The sequence below is a fragment of the Geodermatophilus sp. SYSU D00708 genome (assembly GCF_054050115.1).
In genome coordinates this window covers 16278-40166 of the sequence record NZ_JBJGYS010000019.1, presented here as the reverse complement: position 1 = coordinate 40166, position 23889 = coordinate 16278, and the positions used below count along the sequence as shown (strand labels likewise).

22 protein-coding genes and 1 pseudogene are annotated in these 23889 nt (G+C 75.0%); 6 read left to right on the top strand and 17 right to left on the bottom strand.

Annotated features, from left to right (window positions below; translation table 11 throughout):
• Nucleotides 1-87: 87 nt before the first annotated feature.
• Genes ACI79D_RS16460 through ACI79D_RS16450 form a run of 3 tightly spaced genes read right to left on the bottom strand, consistent with a single transcriptional unit; the run spans nucleotide 88 to nucleotide 3363 of the window.
• Complete coding sequence (locus ACI79D_RS16460) at nucleotides 88-1305, bottom strand: glycosyltransferase (protein ID WP_456919518.1); 1218 nt, start codon at nucleotides 1303-1305, stop codon at nucleotides 88-90.
• A gap of 1 nt (nucleotide 1306) precedes the next feature.
• Nucleotides 1307-2416 (bottom strand): zinc-dependent alcohol dehydrogenase, encoded by a 1110-nt coding sequence (locus ACI79D_RS16455; protein ID WP_456919517.1) that lies wholly within the window; start codon nucleotides 2414-2416, stop codon nucleotides 1307-1309.
• Nucleotides 2413-3363, bottom strand: coding sequence for a Gfo/Idh/MocA family protein (locus ACI79D_RS16450; RefSeq protein WP_456919516.1), 951 nt, complete (start codon nucleotides 3361-3363; stop codon nucleotides 2413-2415). The genes ACI79D_RS16455 and ACI79D_RS16450 overlap by 4 nt, the downstream gene beginning before the upstream one ends.
• A gap of 126 nt (nucleotides 3364-3489) precedes the next feature.
• Here ACI79D_RS16450 and ACI79D_RS16445 point away from each other — a divergent pair, with 126 nt between their 5' ends.
• The 3 genes from ACI79D_RS16445 to ACI79D_RS16435 all read left to right on the top strand — a co-directional run bounded on the left by ACI79D_RS16445 (nucleotide 3490) and on the right by ACI79D_RS16435 (nucleotide 7480).
• Nucleotides 3490-4143, top strand: coding sequence for a phosphoribosyltransferase (locus ACI79D_RS16445; protein ID WP_456919515.1), 654 nt, complete (start codon nucleotides 3490-3492; stop codon nucleotides 4141-4143).
• A 37-nt stretch (nucleotides 4144-4180) separates the two neighbouring features.
• Nucleotides 4181-5968, top strand: a complete 1788-nt coding sequence (locus tag ACI79D_RS16440) for a thiamine pyrophosphate-requiring protein (protein WP_456919514.1) — start codon at nucleotides 4181-4183, stop codon at nucleotides 5966-5968.
• Between the two features lie 171 nt (nucleotides 5969-6139).
• Nucleotides 6140-7480, top strand: coding sequence for a PQQ-binding-like beta-propeller repeat protein (locus ACI79D_RS16435; protein ID WP_456919513.1), 1341 nt, complete (start codon nucleotides 6140-6142; stop codon nucleotides 7478-7480).
• A 69-nt stretch (nucleotides 7481-7549) separates the two neighbouring features.
• Here the strand turns inward: ACI79D_RS16435 and ACI79D_RS16430 are convergent, their stop codons facing one another.
• The 6 genes from ACI79D_RS16430 to ACI79D_RS16405 form a co-directional block, all read right to left on the bottom strand.
• On the bottom strand, nucleotides 7550-8431 hold the full coding sequence (locus tag ACI79D_RS16430) for a diacylglycerol/lipid kinase family protein (protein ID WP_456919512.1): 882 nt from the start codon (nucleotides 8429-8431) through the stop codon (nucleotides 7550-7552).
• 23 nt (nucleotides 8432-8454) lie between these two features.
• Nucleotides 8455-9561: an L-dopachrome tautomerase-related protein gene (locus ACI79D_RS16425; RefSeq protein WP_456919511.1), complete on the bottom strand. Its 1107-nt coding sequence runs from the start codon at nucleotides 9559-9561 to the stop codon at nucleotides 8455-8457.
• Nucleotides 9558-9917 (bottom strand): hypothetical protein, encoded by a 360-nt coding sequence (locus tag ACI79D_RS16420; protein ID WP_456919510.1) that lies wholly within the window; start codon nucleotides 9915-9917, stop codon nucleotides 9558-9560. Before ACI79D_RS16420 ends, ACI79D_RS16425 begins: the two co-directional genes overlap by 4 nt.
• A gap of 81 nt (nucleotides 9918-9998) precedes the next feature.
• Nucleotides 9999-10661, bottom strand: a complete 663-nt coding sequence (locus ACI79D_RS16415; protein WP_456919509.1) for a hypothetical protein — start codon at nucleotides 10659-10661, stop codon at nucleotides 9999-10001.
• Nucleotides 10661-11143 carry a hypothetical protein gene (locus ACI79D_RS16410; RefSeq protein WP_456919508.1) on the bottom strand — a complete coding sequence of 161 codons (483 nt, stop codon included), beginning with the start codon at nucleotides 11141-11143 and terminating at the stop codon, nucleotides 10661-10663. Before ACI79D_RS16410 ends, ACI79D_RS16415 begins: the two co-directional genes overlap by 1 nt.
• The gene (locus tag ACI79D_RS16405; RefSeq protein WP_456919507.1) at nucleotides 11140-13599 is read right to left on the bottom strand and encodes a molybdopterin oxidoreductase family protein; all 2460 of its coding nucleotides are present in this window, start codon (nucleotides 13597-13599) and stop codon (nucleotides 11140-11142) included. Before ACI79D_RS16405 ends, ACI79D_RS16410 begins: the two co-directional genes overlap by 4 nt.
• Before the next feature lie 120 nt (nucleotides 13600-13719).
• Between ACI79D_RS16405 and ACI79D_RS16400 the strand changes: the two genes are divergently transcribed.
• Entirely contained in the window at nucleotides 13720-14127 is a 408-nt protein-coding gene (locus ACI79D_RS16400) for a four-helix bundle copper-binding protein (protein ID WP_456919506.1), read from the top strand.
• Nucleotides 14128-14176: 49 nt separating this feature from the next.
• Here the strand turns inward: ACI79D_RS16400 and ACI79D_RS16395 are convergent, their stop codons facing one another.
• The 8 genes and pseudogenes from ACI79D_RS16395 to ACI79D_RS16360 all read right to left on the bottom strand — a co-directional run bounded on the left by ACI79D_RS16395 (nucleotide 14177) and on the right by ACI79D_RS16360 (nucleotide 21417).
• On the bottom strand, nucleotides 14177-15280 hold the full coding sequence (locus ACI79D_RS16395) for an NAD(P)-dependent alcohol dehydrogenase (RefSeq protein WP_456919505.1): 1104 nt from the start codon (nucleotides 15278-15280) through the stop codon (nucleotides 14177-14179).
• Between the two features lie 19 nt (nucleotides 15281-15299).
• The gene (locus ACI79D_RS16390; RefSeq protein WP_456919504.1) at nucleotides 15300-16058 is read right to left on the bottom strand and encodes an IclR family transcriptional regulator; all 759 of its coding nucleotides are present in this window, start codon (nucleotides 16056-16058) and stop codon (nucleotides 15300-15302) included.
• Between the two features lie 50 nt (nucleotides 16059-16108).
• A pseudogene (locus ACI79D_RS16385) lies at nucleotides 16109-17092 on the bottom strand (PDR/VanB family oxidoreductase); the annotation flags it as partial.
• Nucleotides 17093-17149: 57 nt separating this feature from the next.
• A complete protein-coding gene (locus ACI79D_RS16380; RefSeq protein ID WP_456919503.1) occupies nucleotides 17150-17425 on the bottom strand; it encodes a hypothetical protein in 276 nt (91 codons plus the stop codon).
• 35 nt (nucleotides 17426-17460) lie between these two features.
• Nucleotides 17461-18534, bottom strand: a complete 1074-nt coding sequence (locus ACI79D_RS16375; protein WP_456919502.1) for a Rieske 2Fe-2S domain-containing protein — start codon at nucleotides 18532-18534, stop codon at nucleotides 17461-17463.
• Between the two features lie 102 nt (nucleotides 18535-18636).
• Nucleotides 18637-19890 carry an MFS transporter gene (locus ACI79D_RS16370; RefSeq protein WP_456919501.1) on the bottom strand — a complete coding sequence of 418 codons (1254 nt, stop codon included), beginning with the start codon at nucleotides 19888-19890 and terminating at the stop codon, nucleotides 18637-18639.
• Nucleotides 19891-19899: 9 nt separating this feature from the next.
• Complete coding sequence (locus ACI79D_RS16365; RefSeq protein WP_456919500.1) at nucleotides 19900-20877, bottom strand: ABC transporter substrate-binding protein; 978 nt, start codon at nucleotides 20875-20877, stop codon at nucleotides 19900-19902.
• Between the two features lie 93 nt (nucleotides 20878-20970).
• Nucleotides 20971-21417, bottom strand: coding sequence for a MarR family winged helix-turn-helix transcriptional regulator (locus ACI79D_RS16360; protein ID WP_456919499.1), 447 nt, complete (start codon nucleotides 21415-21417; stop codon nucleotides 20971-20973).
• Nucleotides 21418-21495: 78 nt separating this feature from the next.
• Between ACI79D_RS16360 and ACI79D_RS16355 the strand changes: the two genes are divergently transcribed.
• Nucleotides 21496-22359 carry an amidohydrolase family protein gene (locus tag ACI79D_RS16355; RefSeq protein WP_456919498.1) on the top strand — a complete coding sequence of 288 codons (864 nt, stop codon included), beginning with the start codon at nucleotides 21496-21498 and terminating at the stop codon, nucleotides 22357-22359.
• Nucleotides 22356-23888: an acyl-CoA synthetase gene (locus tag ACI79D_RS16350; RefSeq protein ID WP_456919497.1), complete on the top strand. Its 1533-nt coding sequence runs from the start codon at nucleotides 22356-22358 to the stop codon at nucleotides 23886-23888. Before ACI79D_RS16355 ends, ACI79D_RS16350 begins: the two co-directional genes overlap by 4 nt.
• The last annotated feature ends 1 nt before the right edge of the window (nucleotide 23889 follow it).

Here is a 23889-nt window from a genome sequence, read left to right as displayed (position 1 = left end):
CTGGAGCCGCCGCGCAGCCCGGGAGCCCGGCGTCCGCGGCGATGAGCGGAGGATCCCCCCACGACGCTTGCGGAACAAGTCCGTCCGTCACGGCGCGCGGGCGACACGCCGGTAGACGTCCAGCAGCGCCTCGACGTGGTCTGCCGGGTCGTGCCGCGCGCGGACCCGGGCCCACCCGGAGCGGCCCATCGCCGCGGCCGCGGCGGGGTGCGCCACCACCCGGGTGAGCGCCCCGGCCAGGGCGCCCGCGTCGCCGGGCGGGACCAGCAGGCCGGTGCGGCCGTCGTCCACCAGCTCCGGGATGCCGCCGATGGCGGAGGCGACCACGGGGACGCCCTGCGCGGCCGCCTCGAGGACGGCCATCGGGCAGTTCTCCTCCCACAGCGCCGGCAGGACGGCGACGGTCGCCTCCCGCAGGTGCGCCCGGACCGCCTCCGGCGGCTGCGGGCCGAGGACGTCGACCGGCAGCCCCTCGGCGGCGACCCGCGCCCGCACCTGCCGCTCCACCCGGCTCGAGCCCAGCAGCCGCACCCGCACGCCGGCCGGCAGCCGGCCCGCGGCGTCCAGCAGCACGTCGACGCCCTTCTCCGCCACCAGCCGCGAGGCGTACAGCACGACCGGCGGGCCGTCCGGCGCCGGGCGCGGCGCCGGCGCGGCGGCCACCGGGTTGGGCAGCACGGTGACCCGCGCGGCCGGCAGCCCGCCGGCCACCACCCGCTCGCGCAGGTGCGCGCTCGGCGCGAGCAGGGCGTCGACCCGCTGGTACACCCCGCGCGCCCGGGAGGCGTAGGCGTCGGCGGCCGCGGCGACCGAGCGCCAGCGGGAGCCCTCCAGGCACCGGTGCCGGACCACCTGCCCGTACCGCCCCGACAGGCACCGGGTGCACGGGGCGCCCTCGGTGAACAGCCGGTAGTTCGGGCAGACCGGCTTGTAGTCGTGCAGCGTCATGACCGTCGGCACCCCGCGCCGGCGCAGCGCGTCGAGCACCGAGACGGTGAGCCGCTCGAAGACGTGGTGCACGTGCGCCACGTCGGGACGCGCCCGGTCGACCACCCGCGTCAGCGCCCGGTACGCCCGCGGTGACCAGGTGCCGGCCCACGCCTCCCCGGCGCGGGTGCGGGCGCCCGCCCCCGCCGCGGCGGGCAGCAGGTCGCGCACCGGGGTGGGCAGGGTGCGCTCCTCGGCGACGGCGAACGGCACCACCTCGGAGCCGGCGGCGCGCAGCAGGTCGGCGGTGAGCACCAGCACCGTCTCGGCTCCGCCTGGGCCCGGCGTCCAGTGGTTGCCGACCAGCAGGACCCGCACGTCAGGGGGCGGCGAAGCGCAGCACGGCCTGCAGCGGCGGAGCGGCCAGCCGGCGCCCGGCCAGGTCCGAGAGCAGCCGCGGCCCCTCCTCGAAGGGCAGGACGTCGGTGACCAGGCAGCCGCGGACCTCGTCCCCGCGGGCCCGCAGCAGGTCGAGGGTGACCTCGGCCAGCGCGGTCCGCGGCCACGCGCCGGCCATGCCGCGGGGCACCCGGCTGATCTGGGCGCAGACGACCGACAGGCCGTTGTGGTGGAACTCCTCGCCGAGCCGCACCGCCTCCGCCCCGGCCTGGTAGAAGCCCAGGTCGACGGCGACGCCCTGCGGCCGCAGCGCCTTGAGCGCGGTGGCCAGCGCGGCGTCGTGGCCGCGGCACTGCAGCACGACGTCGGCGCCGGCGTCCCCGGGGCCGTGCCGCCAGCGCTGCTTGACCGCCCGCCACGCCGAGGCGTCGGCGTCGTCCACGGTGGCCAGGCCCAGCGTCTCGGCGACCGCCCGGCGGGCCGGTGAGGGCTCGGCCACCACGACGTCGGCGGCGCCGTGCCGGACGGCCAGCAGCGCCGAGAGCAGGCCGATCACGCCCGCGCCGGTGACGAGCACGTGCCGGTCGCGGACGCCGGCGTCGAGGGCCGCGCCGGGCCCGGCGAACGCGGCGGCCGCGTGCAGCAGCCCGTTGACGCAGATCGGCCCCATCTGCGCCAGGTAGACGCCGAGGACCGGGTCGAGGTCGTCGGGCACCGGGACGACGGTCGTCGTGGCCGGGTCGACGCAGCGCCCGGTGCGGTGCCCGTAGGCCAGCGCCACCAGCGATCCCTCGGCGAGGGCGGGCGTGCGGCTCTCGGTGACCCGGCCGACCTCCATGTAGCCCAGCGCGCGGACGGGGTAGGCCGCGGTCGGGCCGCTGTCGTCGAACGAGCGGGTGTCGGGGTCCCAGTGCAGCAGGTGGTGCGGGTCGGTGCCGCGGACGATCGCCACCTCGGTGCCCGCGCTCACCCCGCTCCACTCGGTGTGCACCCACGCCTGGCCGGCGCCGGGCTCGGGCTCCTCGTCGTCCAGGATCGCCGGCTCACCGGGCGAGACGACCCCGATGGTGCGGATCGGCCGCCCGCTCACAGCTGCACCGTCCCGCCGTCGGCCGCGGCCCTCGCCACCGCGGTGGCCAGCCGGTGCGTGCGCAGCGCCTCCCGGTACGGCGTCCGGACGTCGTCGCCCTCCCCGCGGACCGCGGCGACGAACGCGCGGTCCTCGGCCTCGATCGGGTCGACCCGCCGGTCGACGGTCCGCTCGCCGTCGGCGTCGCTGACCACCAGCTGGTGCTCCGTGAGGAACAGGCCCAGTCCCGGGGCGATCAGCTCGACGCCGATCCGGAAGCCCCGGGGCAGCAGGCAGCTGTTGGCGAACGAGCCCACCGCCCCGCTCTCGAAGCGCAGCGCGGCGGTGCACACGTCGAGGATGTCGCCGGGGCCGTCCGGGGACCGGGAGCCGGTGGCCCAGCCGCCGGCCACCTCCCCGACCAGCACGCGGGCGACGTCGAACAGGTGGGTGGCCTGCTCCACGGTCTGCCCGCCGGAGCCGTCCTGCCGGGCCCACCAGTCGACCCGCGGCGCCCGGTCCAGCCAGGCGCCGAGCACCATGCGCGCCGGCGCGCCGGCGAGCAGGTTCCGGGCCAGATCCAGGGTGTCGAGGTGGCGCCAGTGGTAGCCGACCGCGGTGAGCAGGCCGGCGGCGTCGACGCGGTCGGCCAGCCGCTCGGCGGTCGCCAGGTCGGTGGCGAGCGGTTTCTCCACGAACAGCGGCAGCCCGCGGTCGACCGCGGCCTCCTCCACCGCGCCGTGCGCGTGCGGCGGCACGCAGACGTAGAGCGCGTCGAGCTCCTCGCCGTCGAGCAGGTCCTCCCACCGGGCGTACGCGGCGGCGCCGGAGCGGGCGGCCAGCACCTCCGCGCGGTCCGTGCGCGGGTCGGCGACCCCGGCGACGGCCACGCCGTCGATCCCGCACAGGGAGTCCACGTGCCGCCCGGCGATGAACCCGGCCCCCACCAGGCCGATCCTCGTCGTCACGCCGCCTCCCTGCCCAGGGCGCCCGCCCGGCAACCCCGGGACGGGCGGCGTACCGGCCGGCCGTCCCGGGTAGACCGGACGGGCGCAGCCCACGCGCGCGGAACGGGCCGACCTCCCGGGAGCACCGTGACCGCGAAGCCGTTCGCCGACCGGGCCGAGGCCGGCCGCGCCCTCGCCGCCCGCCTCGCCGACTCCGCCGGCCCGGACACCGTCGTCCTCGGGCTGCCACGGGGTGGGGTGGTGGTCGCCGCGGAGGTGGCCCGGGCGCTCGGCGGGACGCTGGACATCGTCGTCGTCCGCAAGGTCGGCGTGCCCTGGCAGCCGGAGCTGGCGATGGGCGCGATCGCCGCCGTCGGCGAGGAGGTGGAGACCGTGCGCGAGGAGCGGGTGCTCGCGCGCGTCGCCGTGGACGACGAGGCCTTCGGCCGGGCCCGGGAGGGCGAGATCGCCGAGCTGCGCCGCCGGGAGGCCGCCTACCGGCAGGGCCGGGCCGCGACCCCGCTGGCCGGGCGGCCGGTGGTCGTGGTGGACGACGGCCTGGCCACCGGCTCCACCATGCGCGCCGCCGTCGCCGCCGTCCGCCGGCAGGGACCGGCCCGGCTCACGATCGCCGTGCCCGTCGCCTCGCCGAAGGCCAGCGAGCGGATCGCGGCCGAGGTCGACGGCGTGGTCTCGCTCTGGGCGCCGGCGTCGTTCGCCGCGGTCGGCCAGGGCTACGACGACTTCCGCGCCACCACCGACGACGAGGTCCGGGCGGCGCTCGACGGCGCCGCGCGCTGAGGCGTCACGACCCCGGCCCCGCGGGTAGGGGGCGGCCATGAGCGAGCGTCTGGTCGCGGACCTGGTCGTCGAGCGGCTGCGGCAGTGGGGCGTCCCCCGGGTCTTCGGCTACTCCGGCGACGGCATCAACGCCGTCATGGGCGCGCTGCGGCGGGCCGGGAAGCCGGAGTTCGTGCAGGCGCGGCACGAGGAGGCCGCCGCGTTCATGGCCGTCGGGCACGCGAAGTACACCGGCGGCGTCGGCGTCGTGCTGTCCACCCAGGGGCCGGGCGCGGTGCACCTGCTCACCGGCCTCTACGACGCCAAGCTCGACGGCGTCCCGGTCGTCGCGGTCATGGGCCAGCAGCAGCGCACGGTGATGGGCTCGCAGTACCAGCAGGAGATCGACCTGCTCTCCCTGGTCAAGGACGTCGCCGCGCAGTTCGCGCAGGTGGCGTCCACGGCCGAGCAGCTGCCCCTGGTCCTCGACCGGGCGTTCCGCACCGCGCTGGCGACCCGCTCCCCGACGGTCGTCGTCCTCCCCCACGACGTGCAGCAGCTGCCGGCCCCCGAGGGCGACCAGGAGCACGGCGTCGTGGTGACCGCGCCGACCTGGCGGCAGGGGCGGGTCCTGCCGCACGACGACGACCTGCGCGCCGCCGCGGACCTGCTGGACGCCGGGGAGCGGGTGGCGCTGCTGGTCGGCCAGGGCGCCCGGACCGCCCGCGCCGAGGTGCTCGCCGTCGCCGAGCGGCTGGGGGCGGGCATCGCCACCAGCCTGCTGGGCAAGCCGCACGTCGACGAGGACCACCCGCTCGCGGCCGGCGTCATGGGCCACCTGGGGACGACGGCCAGCGGCTTCGTCCTCGGGAACTGCGACACCCTGCTGATGGTCGGCACCAACGACCCGTGGACCGAGTACTACCCGCCGCCGGGGCAGGCCCGGGCCGTGCAGATCGACCTCGACGGGCGCCACCTGGGCGGCCGCTACCCGGTGGAGGTCCCGCTGCTCGGTGACGCCGGCGAGACGCTGCGCGCGCTGCTCCCGCTGCTGGCCGAGCGGGACCGCGGCCCGTGGCGGGCCGAGGTCGAGGGCGCCGTCCGCTCCTGGCGGGATCTGGCGCAGCGGCGCGCGCACACGCCGGCCGAGCCGGTGAACCCGGAGCGGGTGGTGGCCGAGCTCAGCCCGCGGCTGCCCGCCGACGCGCAGGTGGCCGTGGACGTCGGGTCGGTGACCTACTGGTACGCCCGCCACCTGCGGCTGCCCGAGGCGGTGCCGGCCCACCTGTCGAGCACGCTGGCCTCGATGGGCTGCTCGGTGCCCTACGGGCTGGCCGCCAAGCTGGCCGAGCCGGGCCGCCCGGTGGTCGCGCTCAGCGGGGACGGCGCGATGCAGATGCTGGGCAACGCCGAGCTGGTGACCGTGGCGCACCGCTGGCGGCAGTGGGCCGACCCCCGGTTCGTCGTCTGCGTGCTGCACAACCGCGACCTGGCCGAGGTCACCTGGGAGCAGCGGGAGATGGAGGGCGACCCCCGCTTCGACGACAGCCAGTCGCTGCCGGACTTCCCCTACGCCGGCTACGCCGAGCTGCTGGGGCTCACCGGGATCCGGGTGACCGACCCCGCCGAGCTCGGTCCGGCGTGGGACCGGGCGCTGGCCGCTGACCGGCCGGTGGTGCTGGAGGTCCTGGCCGACCCCGACGTGCCGCTGCTGCCGCCGTTCCCGGCCGGGAAGCAGAAGCTGGACTCCTTCCGCTCCGGGCTGGCGCAGGAGGGCCCGGCCGGCGAGCACGCGCGGGCGCTGCTCGACACCTACGCCGCTCAGGAGGGCGCGCAGACCTCGTGACCCGCGGGTGGGCCGCCCCGGACACCGGGCGACCCCACCCGATCACCGTCCGCCGTGGCCGCGGTCACCCGGTCGGACGAATCCGAGCAGGTCCGCGCGCCGTGGCGTCGCAGGAGTTCACGCAGCGTGATCGGATCCGGCGCGTCGCTGCACCGAGCCGGGGAGAGCCGCGTGACCGCAGTCCAGCACCGTCCGACGAGCAGGACCTCCGCCGTGCGGCGGTCGCCGGTGCGCCGAAGGCTGGTCCTGCTGGCGGCGGCGCTCGGGCTGAGCCTGGTCCTGCCCGCGCTGCCGGCCACCGCGGCGTCCCCGGGTGCCTGGACCTCCCCGTCGGGCGGGAACGGCAACGCGCTGCACAACCCCGGCGAGGCGACCATCACCCAGGGCAACGCCGCCCGCCTGGCCCAGGCGTGGACCGCGGACCGGGCCAACGCCGAGGGTGGCCAGCGCCCGACCGTCGTCGGCGACGTCGTCTACTACGTGCACCGGTACTGGAGCCCGACCGACCCGAGCACCCTGGTCGCGGCCTCGACGCGCACCGGGAAGACCCTGTGGCAGGTGTCCCTGTCCGCGCCGAACAAGCTGTTCTTCCCCGACGGCGTCACCGTCGCCGGCAAGCTGGTGCTGATCCCGTTCCAGGAACCGCGCACGGCCGGGGCCGGGCTGATGGCGGTCGACACGTCCAGCCGCAGGGTCGTCTGGACCAGCGAGGTGGCCCCGAACAGCGCGCAGAGCTACGCCTGGTCCAGCCACCGCGTCTACGCCGACGCCACCCGGGCCTACGTGTACCTGTCGGACTACACGCTGGCGGCCTACCGGCTCAGTGACGGCAAGCTGCAGTGGACCGTCCGCCTCGAGGACCGCGAGGGCGTCGGGATCGCACTGGGCGCCGGCGTCCTGTACGTCGGCTACGAGCCGCGGACCTCGGGGATCACCGCCTACGACGCCGCCACCGGACGCAGGCTCTGGAGCGCACCCGGGCAGGGCACCCCGGTCGTCGCCGGGAGCCGCGTCCTCGCGCGCACCGGGAACTCCGTCGTCGCGGTCGCCGCCGCCGGCTGCGGCAGGGCCACCTGCCCGGCGGTGTGGACGAGGTCGTTCCCGTCGGGCACCGAACTGGCCCTGGGCGCGGCCGACGGCAACACCGTGTTCGTCACCTACCGCAGGCCCGTGCCGGCCAACCGCTACGGCGACACCCACGCCGGGGTGATCGCCCGCCTGTCCGTCGCGACCGGCGCGCAGCAGTGGACGACGACGCTCGGCGACTACTCCACCCCGGTGGTGCGCGGCGGCAGCGTGGTCTGGGTCGTCAACGAGTACCGGACGTCGTCCGGCGTGCTCGCCTACCGGATCCTCGGGTTCGCCGCCACCGGCACCAGGACCTCGGCCCTGGTCAGCATCCCGGCTCGGCAGAGCGGCTTCCCGCAGACCCTGACCATCGGCGGCGGCACGCTGTTCACCAAGACCAACGTCCCGCAGTCGCTGGTCGCCTACCGCGTCCCGGGGACCTGAGCCGCCCACGGCGTCGGAGGGCGACCCGGGGGCTCGGGACCAGCCGGACCCATCCGGTGGCAGCGGGCCTCAGCCGGAGGTGAGGACCGACCAGGCCGTGGGCTGCACCCGCCACGTCCGGGCCGGGACCGGGTCCCCGAGCTCGCCGTCGGCGTCGAGCATGACCGGCGTCCCGGAGATCGTCACCTCGCGGCCGGTCACGACGCGGACGTCGTTCCGCGCGGTGTGCCGGCCGGTCCGCAGCGCCAGCGCGAACGCGGCCCGGGCCAGCGGCCCGGTCGCGGTGCAGACGACGACGTGGGCCAGGCCGTCGTCCGGCCGCGCGGCCGGCGCGAGGGGGCGTCCGCCGCCGATCGTCGGCCCGTTGCACACCGCCGCCATGAGGACGCGCTCGGCGCCGACGGCCCGGCCGTCGACCGCCACGGTGAGGTCCCAGCCGGTCGCGGCCAGGCCGGCGAGCACCGCACCGACAGGGAAGGAGGCCCGCTTGAGCCGCGGCTTGACCCGGGCCGCCACCGCGTAGGCGCGGGACCCGACGCCGGCGTGGACGGCGTTGACCACGACGCCGCCGGCGTCGTCGCGCAGCAGGTCCAGCGGCCGCGGCACGCCGCCGTGCACGACCGCGGCGGCCGCGACCGGGTCCAGCGGCAGACCCAGGGCTCGGGCGAGGTCGTTGCCGGTGCCGAGCGGGATCAGCCCGATCGGCTCGCCCGGGTCCAGGTGCCCGGCCCGGTCCAGCGCGCGCACCACCGCGTGCACGGAGCCGTCCCCTCCCACGGCCACCAGCCGCCGGCCGTCGCGGGTCGCGATCGCCCCGTCGAGCTCGGCCTCGTCGCCGGTCGCGGCCACGGCGACCTCGGCGTGCCGGCGCAGCTCGGCCACGGCGGCGGCCACCGCCTCGTCGTCCGCGGTACCCGCCGACCGGTTGACGACCAGGAGCAGCCGGCGCACCCCCCGTTCCTACCCCGGTCCGGTCAGCGCAGCCGCACCGGCCCCGCGTCGATCGGCGTCCGGAACAGCACGTAGGGCCTGCGCCGCCGGTCCTCTCCGCCGCGGTACTTGTCCTGCCGGTACAGCTGGTTGGCCGTGACGTAGAGGTGCCCGTCGGCCGCGACGGACATCGTGTCCGGCCAGAGCAGCCGCGCGTCGTGCACGACGGTCTCCCAGGTGCCGTCGGGCAGCCGCCGGTGGATCGCGTCGTGCTCGCCGTCGGTCACGTACAGCCGGCCGGCGTCGTCGGTCTCCAGGCCGTCGCTGACGCACCCCTTGTCGCCCTCGTCGACCACGGTGGCGGCCACCGCGGCGTCGTCGCGCGACCGGTCGGCCAGCGCGTCGACCGACACGCTCCACCACCGCCGCCCGGCCAGCGGGCAGTAGAACAGCCGCTCGCCGTCGGCCGAGATCGCGATGCCGTCGGCGCCCATCCGCACCGGCGAGGTGCTGCCGTCGGGTGACCGCTCGCAGAACTCCTGGCCCTCGACGACCATCCGCAGCTCCGGCGGCAGGGTCGCCTTGGTGCTGGGGTGCTCGTGCAGCCGCCGCCACGACTCCCCCGTGGCCAGGTCGACGACGATGACGCCGTTGGGGCCCTGGTCGGAGGAGTCGGTGATGAACACCGTCCCGGCCTCGCCCCGGCGCAGGTCGAACCGGACGTCGTTGAGGTACGTCGTCGGCAGCGCCACGTCGGTCGGGAAGAGGATGGTCTGCACGACCTCGTCGGAGGTCAGGTCGACGCAGACCAGCTTCGGCCCGCCGTGGTCGGTCGGCTGGAACAGCGGCGACCCGGTGTCGAGGATCCAGAGCCGGTCGGCGGGGTCGACGACGACGCTCTGCACCGACACGAGCCGCTCGGGGTCGGCGTCCGACCGGTTGTCGTTGAGCTCCTGCGACGGGAAGGCGACCGCCTCGCCGTCGCGGATCTCCCCGACGGTGAAGCCGACGTCGTCGCCCCACTTCGGGTAGCAGACGAAGACCCGGCCGGTGTGCGAGACGGTGACGCCGGTGGGCATCGCCCCGTCGAAGAGGTGGACGACCTCCAGCTCGCCGAGCGTCTCCTCGGTCGCGATGCGGTCGGCGCTCACGCGCCGGCCCCGGCGAACGCGCGGGTGAGGTGGTCGGCCGCCTCCTGCTGGGCCTGCTCGGCCTCGTCGAGGACGGCGGCGGCACCGAAGAAGGCGGCCGGGGTCCCGACGATCTCCTGGTGCTCGTGCTCGGCGTCGTCGTGCTCGTCGGTCATCCCGACCTCGGGCCAGATCGGGTAGAGCACCGTCTCCTCCGCGAAGGCGTGCAGCGCCAGCTCGAAGGAGATCTGGTCGACCAGCACCCGCCGGTTGCCACGGCCGGCCTCCAGGTGCTGGAACTGCCGGTCGACGACCGCGTGGTCGTCGGCGATCAGGTGGTCGATGTCGCCGGGCTGGGTCGGGTGGTCCAGGGCCACGGGGTCTCCATCGCTCGGTTGCGCACGATCAGTTGTGTCCGTCACCTACCCGTTGGGTCCGCGGCCACGCCTCCGAGCAGGTCACAGCTGCGGACGGACGCCGGCCTCCGCGGCGAGCGAGGACGGCGCCAGCGGACCGTCCCCCTCGACGGCGGCCCGGCCGGGTCCACGGCGGCCGAGCGGCAGGACGGTCCGTCGCTCGCTGCCCTCCAGTTCCAGCGCCAGCGCCGCGTACAGCGCCAGCACCCCGAGCGCGAGACCGACCCACCCGGCGGCCGACTGCCAGGACGCGGAGCCGGTGAGGTGGGCGGCGCCAGTGACGGCGAACCGGATCCCGGCCAGGCACATGACCGCGGCGGGGACGAGCTTGCTCGCCGCGGCGGAGACCGCCGGCACCTGCATGGCCACTCCGGCGGTCACCAGCAGGACGCCGAGGCCCGCGCTGGTGGCACCCGCGGGCGACGTGAGCGTGGTGAGGGCGACGACGGCCCACGTGCCGGTCAGCACGCCCATCCCGGTGGCGGCCACCGGGTCGCGCGCGAGGAATCCGACGACCGCCGCGGTGAGTTGCAGCGGCACCGTGGCGGCCAGGGCGGTGAGGCCGGCGATCCGGCCCTGGTCGGGCGGGATCCACCCGAGCTGGACGGCGGCGAACACGACGGTCGCCAGGGCGAGGGCGAGGAAACCCAGCGGGAGGGGCGTGGCGATCGGGCGGAGGACGACGCGGGTCAGCGGCTCGCTCATCAGCTCACCAGGGCCTGGGTCGCGGACTCCTTGAGCTTGGCGTTGGCCCAGCGCATCTGCCGCAGCGTGTCGGGGTGACAGCGCCGCGCCAGCTGGAAGAGGTCGCGCTGCCGCGCGCCCTGGGCGGCCTGGGCGAGCAGCTCCCAGTCCAGCGACACCCCCGCGGCCTCCCGGTGCACGTGCCGCAGGTCGGCGAGCAGCAGCAGCCCTGGTTCGGGACGTCGTCCGAACAGGTCCGAGGCCGCCTGTTGGACCCGCTCGAGGATGCCGGGCTCGCCCCGGGGTTCCGGGTCCAGGTCGAGGCCGTGGTCGGTGCCGATCCGGGCCAGCTCGGTGACGTGCCGGCCGGACCACCGGGCGATGTCCCGGGCCACGTAGAAGACCTCGTGGTCGGCCTTGTGCCGGTCCGACACCGCCAGCAGCACCCGGTGCAGGTGGTTCTCCGAGCGGTGCAGCTCCTCGATGGCCAGGTGCAGCTTCACCGCGCACCTCCCTCGACCAGGTCCTCGACCGCCTCGGCAGCGGTGCCGCCGCGGGTGGGTGGCACCTCCGCCGCCACCGGCCGCGACCCGGTCGTCGTGGGCGCCGGGGCGGGGCCGGTGGCCTCGGCGAGCCGGGTGACCGCGGCGGCAGCGGTCTTGAAGTTCGGCTGCTTGGAGCAGGCGTCCCAGTCGGTGAGCGTGAGCTCGTTGGCCGCTCGCCCGCCGTCCCCGGAGGGTTCGGAACCGCCGGGCTCGTCCCAGTAGCCGTAGTGGAAGGGCAGGAAGACCACGCCGGGCCGGATACCGCTGATCCGCAGCCGGCCCTGCACCCGGCCCCGGGGGGTGACGACCTCGAGCAGGTCGCCCTCGCCCCAGTCGCGGTCGGCGGCGTCGGACGGCGACATCTCGACCCACACCTCGGGTGCGGCGGCCTGCAGCTGGGGTGCGCGGCCGGTCTTGGTGCGGGTGTGGAAGTGGTACAGCGTGCGGCCGGTGACCAGCTGGAAGGGGAAGTCCTGGCTGGGCAGCTCGTGGGGCGGGAGGTACTCGGCCGCTTTGAGCACCGCCTTGCCGCCGGGGTTGAGCGCCCGGTACTCGGTCTCGTCCAGGGGCGCTCCGGTGACCAGGTCGCGGCCGTAGCTCTCGCAGTGGTCGGGGTCGGCCCAGAACTGCCCGTCGACGTAGATGTGCTCGGTGCCCTCGGGGTGCTCCTCGGTGCACGGCCACTGGATGCCGCTGCCGCCGCGCAGCTCGTCGTAGGACAGGCCGGTGTAGTCGCACGGCCGGCCGCGGCTGCACTCCTTCCACCCCTCGAACGCGCCCTCCGGGTCGGACCACTTGACCAGCGGGGCGCCGTCCTTGTCCCGCAGCCCCAGCCGGGAGGCGAAGTCGATCAGGATGTCGAGATCCGGCCGCGCCTCCCCCGGTGGGTCCACGGCCTTCTCCGACAGGTGCACGGTGCGGTCGACGTTGGTGAACGTCCCCGTCTTCTCCCCCCAGGTGGCCGCGGGCAGGACGACGTCGGCCAGCTGCGCGGTCTCGGACAGGAAGAGGTCCTGGACCACCAGGAACAGCCGCTCCTGGCTCAGCAGCTCACGGACGCGACGCAGTTCCGGCAGGGACACCGCCGGGTTGGTCGCCGTGACGTAGAGCAAGCGGATCGAGCCCTCCTCGATGTACCGCAGCTGCTGCATCACGTGGGTGGGCGGTGAGTAGTGCGGGATGTCCATCGGATCGACGTTCCAGACCCGGGCGAGGTCCTGCACGTGGGCCTCGTTGGACCAGTTGCGGAAGCCCGGCAGATCGCCGTCCGCCCCGGCCTCGCGCGTGTTCTGCGCGGTGGGCTGGCCGTTCATCTGGAGCAGCCCGCACCCGGGCCGCCCGAGCATGCCGCGCAGGATGTGCACGTTGTTCACCTGAACGGCGGCCGCGGTGGCCTGGTGGGACTGGTAGAAGCCCTGCAGCACGGTGGAGACCAGCCGCTGCGCGGTGCCGATCAGCCGGGCGGCCTCCCGGATCTGCGCCACCGGGACGTCGCAGACCTCGGCGGCGACCTCGGGCGGGTAGTCCTGGACCCGCTTCGCCAGCTCGTCGAAGCCGACCGCGTGCGCCTCGACGTAGTCGGAGTCGACCCAGTCGTTGGCGACGATCTCGTGCAGCAGGGCGTTCATCAGCATCACGTTCGTGCCCGGCCGGGGTGCCAGGTGCACGGTCGCCGCCCGGGCCACCGGCGTCTCCCGCGGGTCCACGCAGACCAGCGCCGGCGGGTTGGGCCCGGCCAGCCGGTCGAGCACGCGGGTCCACAGCACCGTCTGGGTCTCGGCCATGTTGTGCCCGTAGAGGGCGATCACGTCGGCGGAGTCGATGTCGGTGTAGGAGCCGGGCTGTCCGTCGGAGGCGAACGACTCCTTGAGCGCGGCGGCCGCGGTGGCCGTGCACAGCCGGGTGTTGCCGTCGACGTGGTTGGTGCCGATGCCGCCGTGCGCGATCAGCCCGAGCGTGTAGTACTCCTCGAGGAAGAGCTGACCGGTGGTGTAGAACGCGATCGCACTGGGCCCCTGCTCGTCGAGCAACTCCCGGCAGCGGCCGGCGACCGCGGCCATCGCGGTGTCCCAGTCGCACTCCACCAGCTCGCCGTCCCGCCGGATCAACGGCTTGGTGAGCCGGTCCGGGGAGTTGTTGGCCTGCCAGCCGAACAGGTCCTTGGGGCCCAGCCGGCCGTGGTTGACCCGGTCCACCGCCCGGCCACGGACGCCGACGATGCGGCCGTCCTTCACCGCGATGTCCAGGCCGTCGCCGTTGGAGTGCAGGATCGTTGCCGACTGCACCCACCGGTCGACGTCGTCCTCGGTCAGCCCGTCGGCCAGGTACGAGTCGACCCGCGTCGGCCAGGTCTCCCCCGGCCCGTACGGCGTTCGGCTCCCCCACGGCTCGGCGATCCGGTCGATGTGCGCCATACCGGTTGTCCTACCCAACCGGGGACGGCCGCTCCCATGACGGCTCCGTGAAGAGACGCGTCCCAGGAGGCGGCCCGGGTAGGACACCGGTGCCCACCGCACACGACGAGGGAGACCACCGTGACCGTTGCCGACCGGATGCTCGACACCTACCCGAAGGACCTCGGCGGCGTCGACCGGGCGAAGCTACTGGCCTGCATCGACGCGTGCGTCGAGTGCGCCCAGGCGTGCACCGCGTGCGCCGACGCCTGCCTGAGCGAGGACTCCGTCGCCGAGCTCACCAAGTGCATCCGCACCAATGCCGACTGCGCCGACGTCTGCGACGCCACCGGGCGGGTGCTGTCCCGGCACACCGGCTACGACGCCAACCTCACCCGCGCGGTGCTCGAGGCGTGCGCCGCCGCGTGCAAGGCCTGCGGCGACGAGTGCGACCGGCACGCCGAGATGCACGAGCACTGCCGGGTGTGCGCCGAGGCCTGCCGCCGCTGCGAGCAGGCCTGCCGGGACCTGATCGGCTCCCTCGGCTGAGAGCCGGCCCGAGGGGCAGAGATGGCCATCTCTGCCCCTCAGGCCCGGGTCACTGGGGCATGCGCAGGATCGGCTTGACGACGGCGCCGCTGTGCGAGGCCTCGACGGCGTCCTGGATCTGCTCGAGCGGGAAGTACTCGACCAGCCGGTCGAACGGGAACCGGCCCTGGGCGTGCAGGTCCATGAGCGACGCGATCAGGTTCTGGCCGTGCCCGCTGCCGCCGAGCGTGCCCCGGATGGTCTTGCCCCACAGCGTGGTCAGGTGGTCGGCGCTGAACTCCGCGCCGGCGGGCGCCCCGCCGATGAGCAGCGCCGTGCCCAGCATCCCGACGGAGTCGATCGCCTGCCGGACGACGGAGATGACCCCGGTGCAGTCCAGCGCGGCGTCGGCGGGACCAGCGCAGATGTCCTGGACCGCCTGCACCGGGTCGGTGTCGCTCGCGTCGACGGTGTGGGTGGCGCCCAGGTCGGCGGCCAGCCGGAGCCGGCCGGCGTGCCGGTCGACGGCGATGATCGTCGTCGCCGCCGAGTTGCGGGCGGCCATGACCGCGGCCAGGCCCACCGTGCCGGCGCCGTAGACCACGAGCGAGCTGCCCGGCTCCGGCCGCAGCGTGTTGAACACCGCGCCCGCGCCGGTGGCCAGGCCGCAGGCCAGCGGGCCCATGAGCTCGACCGGCAGTCCCTCGGGGACGGGCACCAGCGAGGAGGCGGTCGTCATCGAGTAGGTGGCGAACGACGACTGGCCGAAGAAGTGGCTGGCCAGCGGCTGCCCGTCGGTCGTGCGCAGCGCGGAGGGGCCGTCGAGGCGGTGCCCGCCGCCGACCAGCTCGGCCATCCGCAGGCAGTAGCGGGGTTCGCCGGCGACGCAGTTGCGGCAGTCGCCGCAGTACGGCCAGCCGAGGACGACCGCCTGTCCCTCGTGGAACCCGGTGACGCCCTCCCCCACGGCGACGATCGTGCCGGCGCCCTCGTGCCCCAGCACGCCGGGCAGCGGGAAGGGCAGGTCACCGTCGCGCGCGATGCCGTCGGTGTGGCAGAAGCCGGTCGCGGCGACCTTCACCAGCACGTCGCCGGGTCCGGGCTCGTCGAGTTCGACGTCCTTGACGACGAACGGGCCGTGCAGTTCCTCGACGACGGCGGCGGTGATCCTCACGCGGGTCCTCCTCGGTGGTTCAACGGGACTCCTCGGCGGCGGCCGCCGGTCCTTCGACCGGCCAGCCGCCGCCGGCGGACTGGGTGAGCACGCGGGAGATGCCACGCGCCGCGGCCCGCACGCCCGGGGCGGCGGTGCGGACGGCGGCCGGGGAGTCCCCGCGCACGACGACGGACAGCGCCGCGACGACGCTGTCCTCGAGGGTGATCGGCGCGGCCACGGACACCGCGTCGGTGGTCACCTGGCGGTCGCTGATCGCCAGGCCGGCGCGGCGCACCTCGGCCAGCACCCGGCGCAGCTCCCGCGGGTCGGTGATGGTGTGCGGCGTGTAGCGCTTCAGCGGGGCGGCCAGCACCCGCTCCTGGACGTCGACCGGCGCGTGCGCCAGCAGCACCAGCCCCACCCCGGTCGGCGGCAGCGCGAACCGGCCGCCGACCCGGGTGAGCACGGTGACCGAGTCGCGCGCGGCGAACCGCTCGACGAAGAGGACCTCGACGTCCTCGCGCACGGCCAGCTGCACGTTCTGGTGGGTGACCTCGTAGAGGTCCTCCATGAACGGCAGCGCCGCCTCCCGCAGGCCCAGCCCGCGGGGGGCGAGCGCGCCGAGCTCCCACAGCCGCAGCCCCACGCGGAAGCGGCCGTCGGCGTCCCGCTCGAGCCCGCCCCACCGGCGCAGCTCGCCGACCAGCCGGTGGGCGGTCGACAGCGGGACGTCGACGAGGCGGGCGATCTCGGACAGGGTGAGCGCCGGCCGCTCCCGGGTGAAGGCGTCCAGCACCGCCAGCAGCTTGCCGCCCGACGTCCTCGGCCGGGTCAGCTCACCGGCGCTCAGAGTTCCAGGACCAGCTTGGGGCACGCCGCCCGGGACACGCAGATGAACATCGTGTCGTTCGCGGCCTGCTCCGCCGGGGTCAGCAGCGAGTCGCGGTGGTCGACCTCGCCCTCCAGCACCGGCGTCTCGCAGGTCCCGCAGGTCCCCTCCTGGCAGGAGGACAGCACCGGGACCCCGGCCTCCTCGACGACCTCGAGGATCGACTTCTCCGGCGGCACGGTCAGCGTCAGGCCGCTGGTGGCGAGCTCCACCTCGAAGGACTCCGCGAGCACCGGCGCGCCCTGCTCCTTGGGGCTGAACCGCTCCAGGTGCAGGCTGCCCTCCGGCCAGGCGGCGGCCACGTGCTGCTCGACGGCCTTGAGCAGCGGCTCGGGGCCGCAGGTGTAGACGACCGTGTCCGGCCGCGGGGTGCCCAGGACCTTCGGCAGGTCGATCAGGCCGACCTCGTCCTGCGGGTGCAGGGTGACCCGGTTGCCGGTCGCGTCCTCCAGCGCCTCCAGGAACGCCATCGACCGGCGGCTGCGCCCGCCGTAGTGCAGCTCCCACTCCGCGCCGGCGGCCTCGGCGGCGGTGAGCATCGGCAGGATCGGGGTGATCCCGATGCCGCCGGCGACGAACAGGTACTTCGGCGAGTCGACCAGCTCGAAGTTGTTGCGCGGCCCGCGGACGTCGACCTCGACGCCCTCGACCAGCGACTCGTGCACGTGCTCGGACCCGCCGCGGCTCTCCGGCTCGCGCAGCACGCCGATCCGCCACACCGAGCGGTCGTTCGGGTCGCCGCACAGCGAGTACTGGCGGACCAACCCCTCGCGCAGCTTGAGGTCGATGTGCGCGCCGGGAGACCAGGCGGGGAGCTCCCCGCCCGACGGGTCGCGCAGGTCCAGGACGACGACGCCCTCGGCGCCGGTCCTGCGGGCGGCCACCTGCAGGTGCAGGTCCACCTCGTCGTGGGTGGTGTGCACGGGGGTACTCCGTTTCGACGTCGGACGAGCCGCGTCCCCGGCCCCGCCGACGGGCGGGGGCCGGGGACCACGGGCTCAGACCAGGACCGGGGTGCGGGACCTGATGATCGACGGGTCGGTCACGCGGTGCGCGGGCGGGGGTGGCAGGACGTCGGGCAGCGGGCGCACCGTCGGCCCACCGGCCGGGTGGTCGGGGTGCGCGAGCAGCCACTCCCACATCTCGATCGGGTCCTCGCCCTCGGCCTCCGCGCCGCAGTGGCACAGGCCCCGCAGCCGGTCGGAGCCGGGCAGCCAGTTCACCCGGAGCACCTTCTCGCCGATGAGCACCTCACGCGGTGGAGGCAGGGTCATGCCGTTCCCTCCCGAGCTCGTGCCGTAGGAGGCGGTCACTGCGCCGTCGCCGTGGCCTGCTCGACCGGGGCACCGGAGGCCTCGGCGGCCAGGCGGGCGTTCAGCCGGCGGGCGGCCAGCCCACCGGTGTCGATGTTGATCGACAGCTCCTGGTAGCCGTCGGGCTCGCCGGTGAGGACCTGCTCCAGGACGTCGAGCGCGGTCACGTCCTGCAGGACGACGGTGCGGTTGTTCGTCGCGAGGAACTCCGAGACCTCCTGGTCGCCGAGCGCGAAGTCCCGCGCGACCGCCCAGAAGTCGTGGGTGGAGTGCTCGGTCTCCGGCGTGATCGCGTACACGACCTCGACGTGGAAGGCGTCCGGGTCGGTGCCGTCCTCGTTGGGCAGCACGCCGACCGGGGCGATCCGGCTGTGCAGCTTGTACAGGCACGGCGGGGTGTACTCGATGTCCTGCCAGCGGGTGATCCGGCCCTGGATGCCGGTGCTCTTGGAGTAGAAGGGCGGGCACTCCGCGTCGGCCATGTGCCGGCTGACGTAGACGATGCCGGCCTCCTCGTCGACCTCGGTGGTGATCGGCGTCTCGGCGACCTCGGGGGTGCCGATGTAGCCGCCGTGCAGGTACGTCTCGTGTGAGAGGTCCATCAGGTTGTCGATCAGCAGGCTGGCGCGGGCCTGGAGGGGCTCCATGCCGCTGACGACGGTCCAGCCCTCCTGGTCCAGCCACGGCGCCCGCGGGATGCGGGTGCTCTCGGCCTTGTCCGGGTCGCCGATGAAGACCCAGATGAAGGAGTCCTGCTCCACGACCGGGTAGGACTTCAGCCGCGCGGTACGCGGGACCCGCTTCTGGCCGGGGACGGCGACGCAGACGCCGTCGGCGCCGTAGGTGAAGCCGTGGTACCCGCAGACGACGGTGTCGCCGTTGAGGTGACTGGGCTTCTCCGACAGCGGGAATCGGCGGTGCACGCAGCGGTCGCTCATCGCCGTGACCTGACCGGCCTCGGTCCGCCAGAAGAGGATCGACTCGCCGCAGATCGTGCGGCTGAACAGCTCGCGGCCGATCTCACGGCCGTAGGCGGCCACATACCACTGGTTCTGGACGATCGACGTCATCGCATGCCTCCGTGCTCGGGCTCCACAGCTCGATACCCACGGTGACGGCCATCACCGCACTCCGGGTACCGGACTTCCACGATGTGGAAGCCCTTGTGATCGTCATCCGACGGTCCGCGGCCGTCCGGCCAGCACCGCCGCCCCGGCGTGCACGGCGGCCACCCCCAGCAGCAGGACCAGGGGTGCGGCCCACCCGCCGGTGGCGGCGTAGACGGCCCCGACCAGCAGCGGGCCGGTGGCGCCCACGGAGTACCCCACCAGCTGGGCCATGCCCGACAGCCGCCGGGCCGCGGCGTCGTCGGCGGCGCGCAGCACCAGGACGGTGAAGGCGAACGCGATGCCGGCTCCCTGGGTGAGGCCGCCGACCACCGCCCACACGACCCACAGCCCCGGCGCGACCAGCAGTCCCAGCACGAGCACCGCCCAGGAGGCGGCGACGAGGAGGCCCAGGCCGCTCTGCCCGGCGGCCTGACGGCGCCGGGCGAGGACCGCCGGGACCAGCAGGCTCCCGGGGATGCCCAGCACCTGGAACAGGGCGGCGGCCACGGCTCCCGGCCGCAGCCCCTGGCCGAGCTCGTCGAGCAGCAGCGTCGGCAGCCAGGCGGTGATCGCGTAGTACAGGACCGACTGGAGGGCGAGCACCGTGGCGATCGCCCACGCGACCGAGGAGCGCCAGACGGGGACGGCCGGCGCCGGTGCAGCCGCCGGCGCCGTGCCCGGCTCGGCCGCCGCCCGCGGTCCGCTCCCCCGCCCGCGGGTGGCGACCGCCCAGAGCGCGGCGGACGCGACCGCGAGGGCCGCCCACGCGGCCAGCGCCGTCCGCCAGCCGGTGAGGCCGGCGAGCGGGGCGGTGAGCGCGGCCGTCAGTGCCGCCCCGGCGCACAGGGCGGCGGTGTAGAGCCCGGTGACCGTCCCGGCGCGCTCGGCGAACTCCCGCTTGGTCACAGCGGGGAGCAGCACGTTGCCCAGCGTCATGCCGGCCCCGATGACGGAGGTCCCCACCAGCAGCAGCGGGGCGCCGTCGAGCGCGCGCAGCACCGTGCCCGCGGCGATGGCGAGCAGGCCGGCGCACACCGCCGCCTCGGCGCCCATCCGCCGGCCCAGCCAGGCGGCGGGCGGCGCCAGGACGGCGAAGCAGAGCACCGGCAGCGTGGTGACCAGCCCCGCCACCGTCGGCGAGAGGCCGAGCTCGGCGCGCATCTGCGGCAGCACCGGGGAGACCGCGCCGATCGCGCCGCGCATGTTCAGGCCCGCCAGCAGGACGGCGGCCAGCAGCAGGCCGCCGTCCCGCGCACGGGACGGCCGCAGGCCCGCCCGGGGGTCCGGACGGGCCTGCGACAGGTGCTCGGAGGTCACTCCTGAGGCTTACTCCTGCGGGAGCAGGCCGTCGATGTCGGGCTCGCCGTCGAGCAGGCCGGCCTCGACCATCAGCTCACCCATCTGCTCGATCTGCGGACGGCGCAGGTCGGTGCCGAACTCCTCGATGCCGACCTCGGCCAGCGCCCCGGGCGGGGTCCCGAGGAACTCCTCGGCCTCGGTCTTGACCGTGTCGGTGTTCTGGTCGGCCCACTCGAGGGTCTCCTCCAGGGCCGCGGTGAAGTCCTCGACCAGCTGCGGGTCGGACTCGACCAGCTGGCCCGAGGTGAAGAACAGCTGGGTCGGGTGGCCGGGCACCGACTCCTGGCTGGAGTAGGTGGCCAGCGGGTGGCCGGACGACATCAGCTGAGACAGGAAGGGCTCGGGCACCCAGACCGCGTCGACGTTGCCGGCGTCCAGGGCCGCGGGCATGTCCGGGAAGGGCAGCTCGACGTACTGGATGCCCGACGGGTCGCCGCCGTCCTTGCGCACCGCCTCGTCGATGGTCAGCTGGCCCATGCCGTTGAGGGTGTTGACGGCGATCCGCTTGCCGGCGAGACCGGCTGCGGAGGTGATCCCCGAGTTCGTGCCGGCGACGACGCCGTTGACGTCCTCGCCCTCGGCGTGCGTCGAGGTCCAGTGGCCGATGACCCGGACGTCGAGGCCCTGGTCGCGGGCCTGCAGCAGCGAGACGGGGTTGCTGGTGGCGAACTGCATCTGACCGGAGGCGACGGCCGGGAGGAGGGCCGCCCCGCCCTGCCCGGTCTCGATGGTGACCTCGATGCCGTGGTCCTCGAAGAAGCCCTGCTCGATGCCGCCCTGCAGCGCGCCGGTCACGGCGACCGGGAGCAGGCCGGCGGTCACCTGGCGCAGCTCGCCGCTGCCACCAGCGGCGGTGCCGCCCGACGCGGCCTCGTCGTCGCCACCCCCACACGCGGCGAGCGCGAGCGTCGTCGCGGCCAGCACGGGGACGAACTTGCGGAGCATCTGCTCTCCTGGGGTCGAAATGAGTGAGAACCTCAACGGTTGACGATCGGGATGATGCACGTCACACGTCTCCGGGGCAAGCCCCCTCGCCGGTCAGCCCGGGACGGCGGCCGGGCGGACGGCGACCAGCCGGCCCAGGAGGTCGCGCAGCCGGTCCTGCTCCTCGTCGGAGAGCGCGCCCAACTGCCCCGCGTGCGCCTCCGCGGTCGCCCGTGTCGCCTGCCGCCGCACCGCGCGGCCCGCGTCGGTGGCGACGACCAGCTTGGTCCGCCGGTCGCTCGCCGAGGGGCGCCGTTCCACCAGCCCGGCCTCGGTGAGCTCGTCGACGAGGAGCACCACCTGGCTGGGGTCGAGCCCCAGCGCCTCGGCGAGGTCCCGCTGCGAGATGCCGTCGGCCGAGTCGCAGGCCAGCAGCAGTGCGGAGTAGGAACGCACCCGCAGGCCGTGGGTGGCCAGCGCGGCGTTGGTGGCCCGCACGAGCAGCCCGCTGGCCCGGGAGAGCAGGAAGCCGACGTCGTCGGTCAGGGCGGTGCCGTCCATGAAGACCTCCATCGTTGACGACCTCCACGATAACGGCATAGCGTCGTGCGTCACACCTCTTCGTGCGCTGGAGGACCGATGGACCTCGCGGAGCTGGTCGCCATCGACGTGCACGTGCACGTCGAGCAGGACCTGCACGGCCACCTGTCGATGGACGACGAGCTGCTGGAGGCGGCCGCCGCCTACTTCAAGGGCGAGCCGCACCACCCGACGGTGCCGCAGATCGCCGATCACTACCGGGCGCAGCGGATGGCCGCGGTGGTGTTCACCGTCGACAGCGAGCTGGCCACCGGGCACCCGACGCTGTCCAACGAGGAGATCGCCGAGGCCGCCGCGGCCCACCCCGACGTCCTCATCCCGTTCGGCTCGATCGACCCCGCGCGCGGTCGGGCGGGCGTCCGGGCGGCCCGCAGGCTCGTCGAGGAGCACGGCGTCCGCGGGTTCAAGTTCCACCCGTCGATCCAGGCCTTCGAGCCCAACGACCGTCGCGTGTACCCGCTCTACGAGGAGCTGCAGAGCCTCGGCGTGCCGGCGCTGTTCCACACCGGCCAGACCGGCATCGGCTCCGGGCTGCCCGGCGGGCGCGGCATCAAGCTGCGCTACTCCGACCCGATGCTGCTCGACGACGTCGCCGCCGACTTCCCCGGCCTGACGATCATCATGGCCCACCCCTCGGTGCCCTGGCAGGACGCCGCGATCTCCGTCGCCCAGCACAAGGCCAACGTCTACATCGACCTGTCCGGCTGGTCGCCGAAGTACTTCCCGCCGCAGCTGGTCCGCGCGGCCAACACCCTGCTCAAGACCAAGGTGCTGTTCGGCTCGGACTACCCGCTGATCTCCCCCGAGCGCTGGATCAAGGACTTCGAGGCGCTGGAGATCCGCGACGAGGTGCGCCCGCTGGTCATGAAGGAGAACGCCGTCCGGGCGCTGGGGCTGCAGTGAGGAACGCCGGGCTCGGCTCCTGGCCGGAGCGCCGGCTGCGCATCTCCCCCGACCGGGACGCCCTCTGGTTCGAGGGGACGACGACCACGCACGCCGGGTTCGCCGAGCGGGTCCGCCGCACCGCGGGCGCCCTGGCCGGCCTCGGCGTGCGCAGCGGCGACCGGGTCGCCTGGACCGGTACCAACCACCCCTCGGCGCTGGAGACCCTCTACGCCTGCGGCCAGCTGGGCGCGATCTGGGTGCCGGTCAACGCCCGGCTGACCGCCCCCGAGGCGCAGTACGTGCTCGAGCACTCCGGCGCCACCGTCGTCGTGCACGGCCGCGACTCCGGGGAGCTGGCCGACGCGCTGCGGGACCGGCTGCCCGACGTCCGCGCGTGGGTGGCCACCGAGCCGCCGTCCGCCGGTGGTGCGGACTCGCTGCCCTACGAGCCGCTGCTCGCCGCCGCGGACCCCGAGCCGCGGGACGAGCCGGTGGGCCTCGAGGACCCCTGCCTGGTCATGTACACCTCGGGCACCACCGGCCGGCCCAAGGGCGCGGTGCTCACCCACGGCAACATGACGTGGAACGCGACCAACCAGCTGCTCGGCTTCGACTTCGCCGCCGACGAGCGGACCCTGGCTCTCGCGCCGCTGTTCCACATCGGGGGGCTCAACGGGACGGTCAACCCGACCCTGCTGCGCGGCGGGTGCGCGGTCGTCGTGCGCCGGTTCGACCCCGCCGAGACGCTGCGGGTCATCGAGGAGCAGCGGGTCAACTCGTTCTTCGCCGTCCCCACGATGCTCGACGCGATGAGCCGCGAGCCGGGGTTCGCCACCCGCGACCTGTCCTCGCTGCGGTCGATCGGCGCCGCCGGCGCCGCCGTCCCGCTGCCGACGCTGCGCACCTGGCTGGCGCGCGGGGTGACGATGCAGCAGGCCTACGGCATGACCGAGGCCGCGCCCGGCTGCACGGTGCTGGACTCCGCCGACGCCGAGCGCAAGGTCGGCTCCGCGGGCAAGCCGGTGTTCTTCACCGACGTCGCGGTCCTGCGCCCGGACGGCAGCCCGGCCGGCGTCGACGAGATCGGCGAGGTGGTCGTCTCCGGCCCCAACGTCATGGCCGGCTACTGGCAGGACCCGGAGCAGACCGCCGCGGTGCTCCGGGACGGCTGGTACCACACGGGCGACGCCGGGTCGCTGGACGCCGAGGGCTTCCTCTACATCCGCGACCGCTACAAGGACATGATCATCTCGGGCGGGGAGAACGTGTACCCGGCCGAGGTGGAGTCCGCGCTGCTGGAGCTCCCGCAGGTGCTCGAGGCCGCGGTCATCGGCGTCCCGGACGAGCGGTGGGGCGAGGCCGGGCTGGCCGTCGTCGTGCCGGCGCCGGGCACGCCCGAGGACCCCGAGGCGATCCGCACCGCGCTGCGCGCGCGGCTGGCCGGGTTCAAGGTGCCCCGGCACGTGGAGTTCGTGGACGAGCTGCCGAAGACCGCCACCGGGAAGATCCGCAAGCCCGACCTGCGCGGCCGGTTCGCCGGCCGGTAGC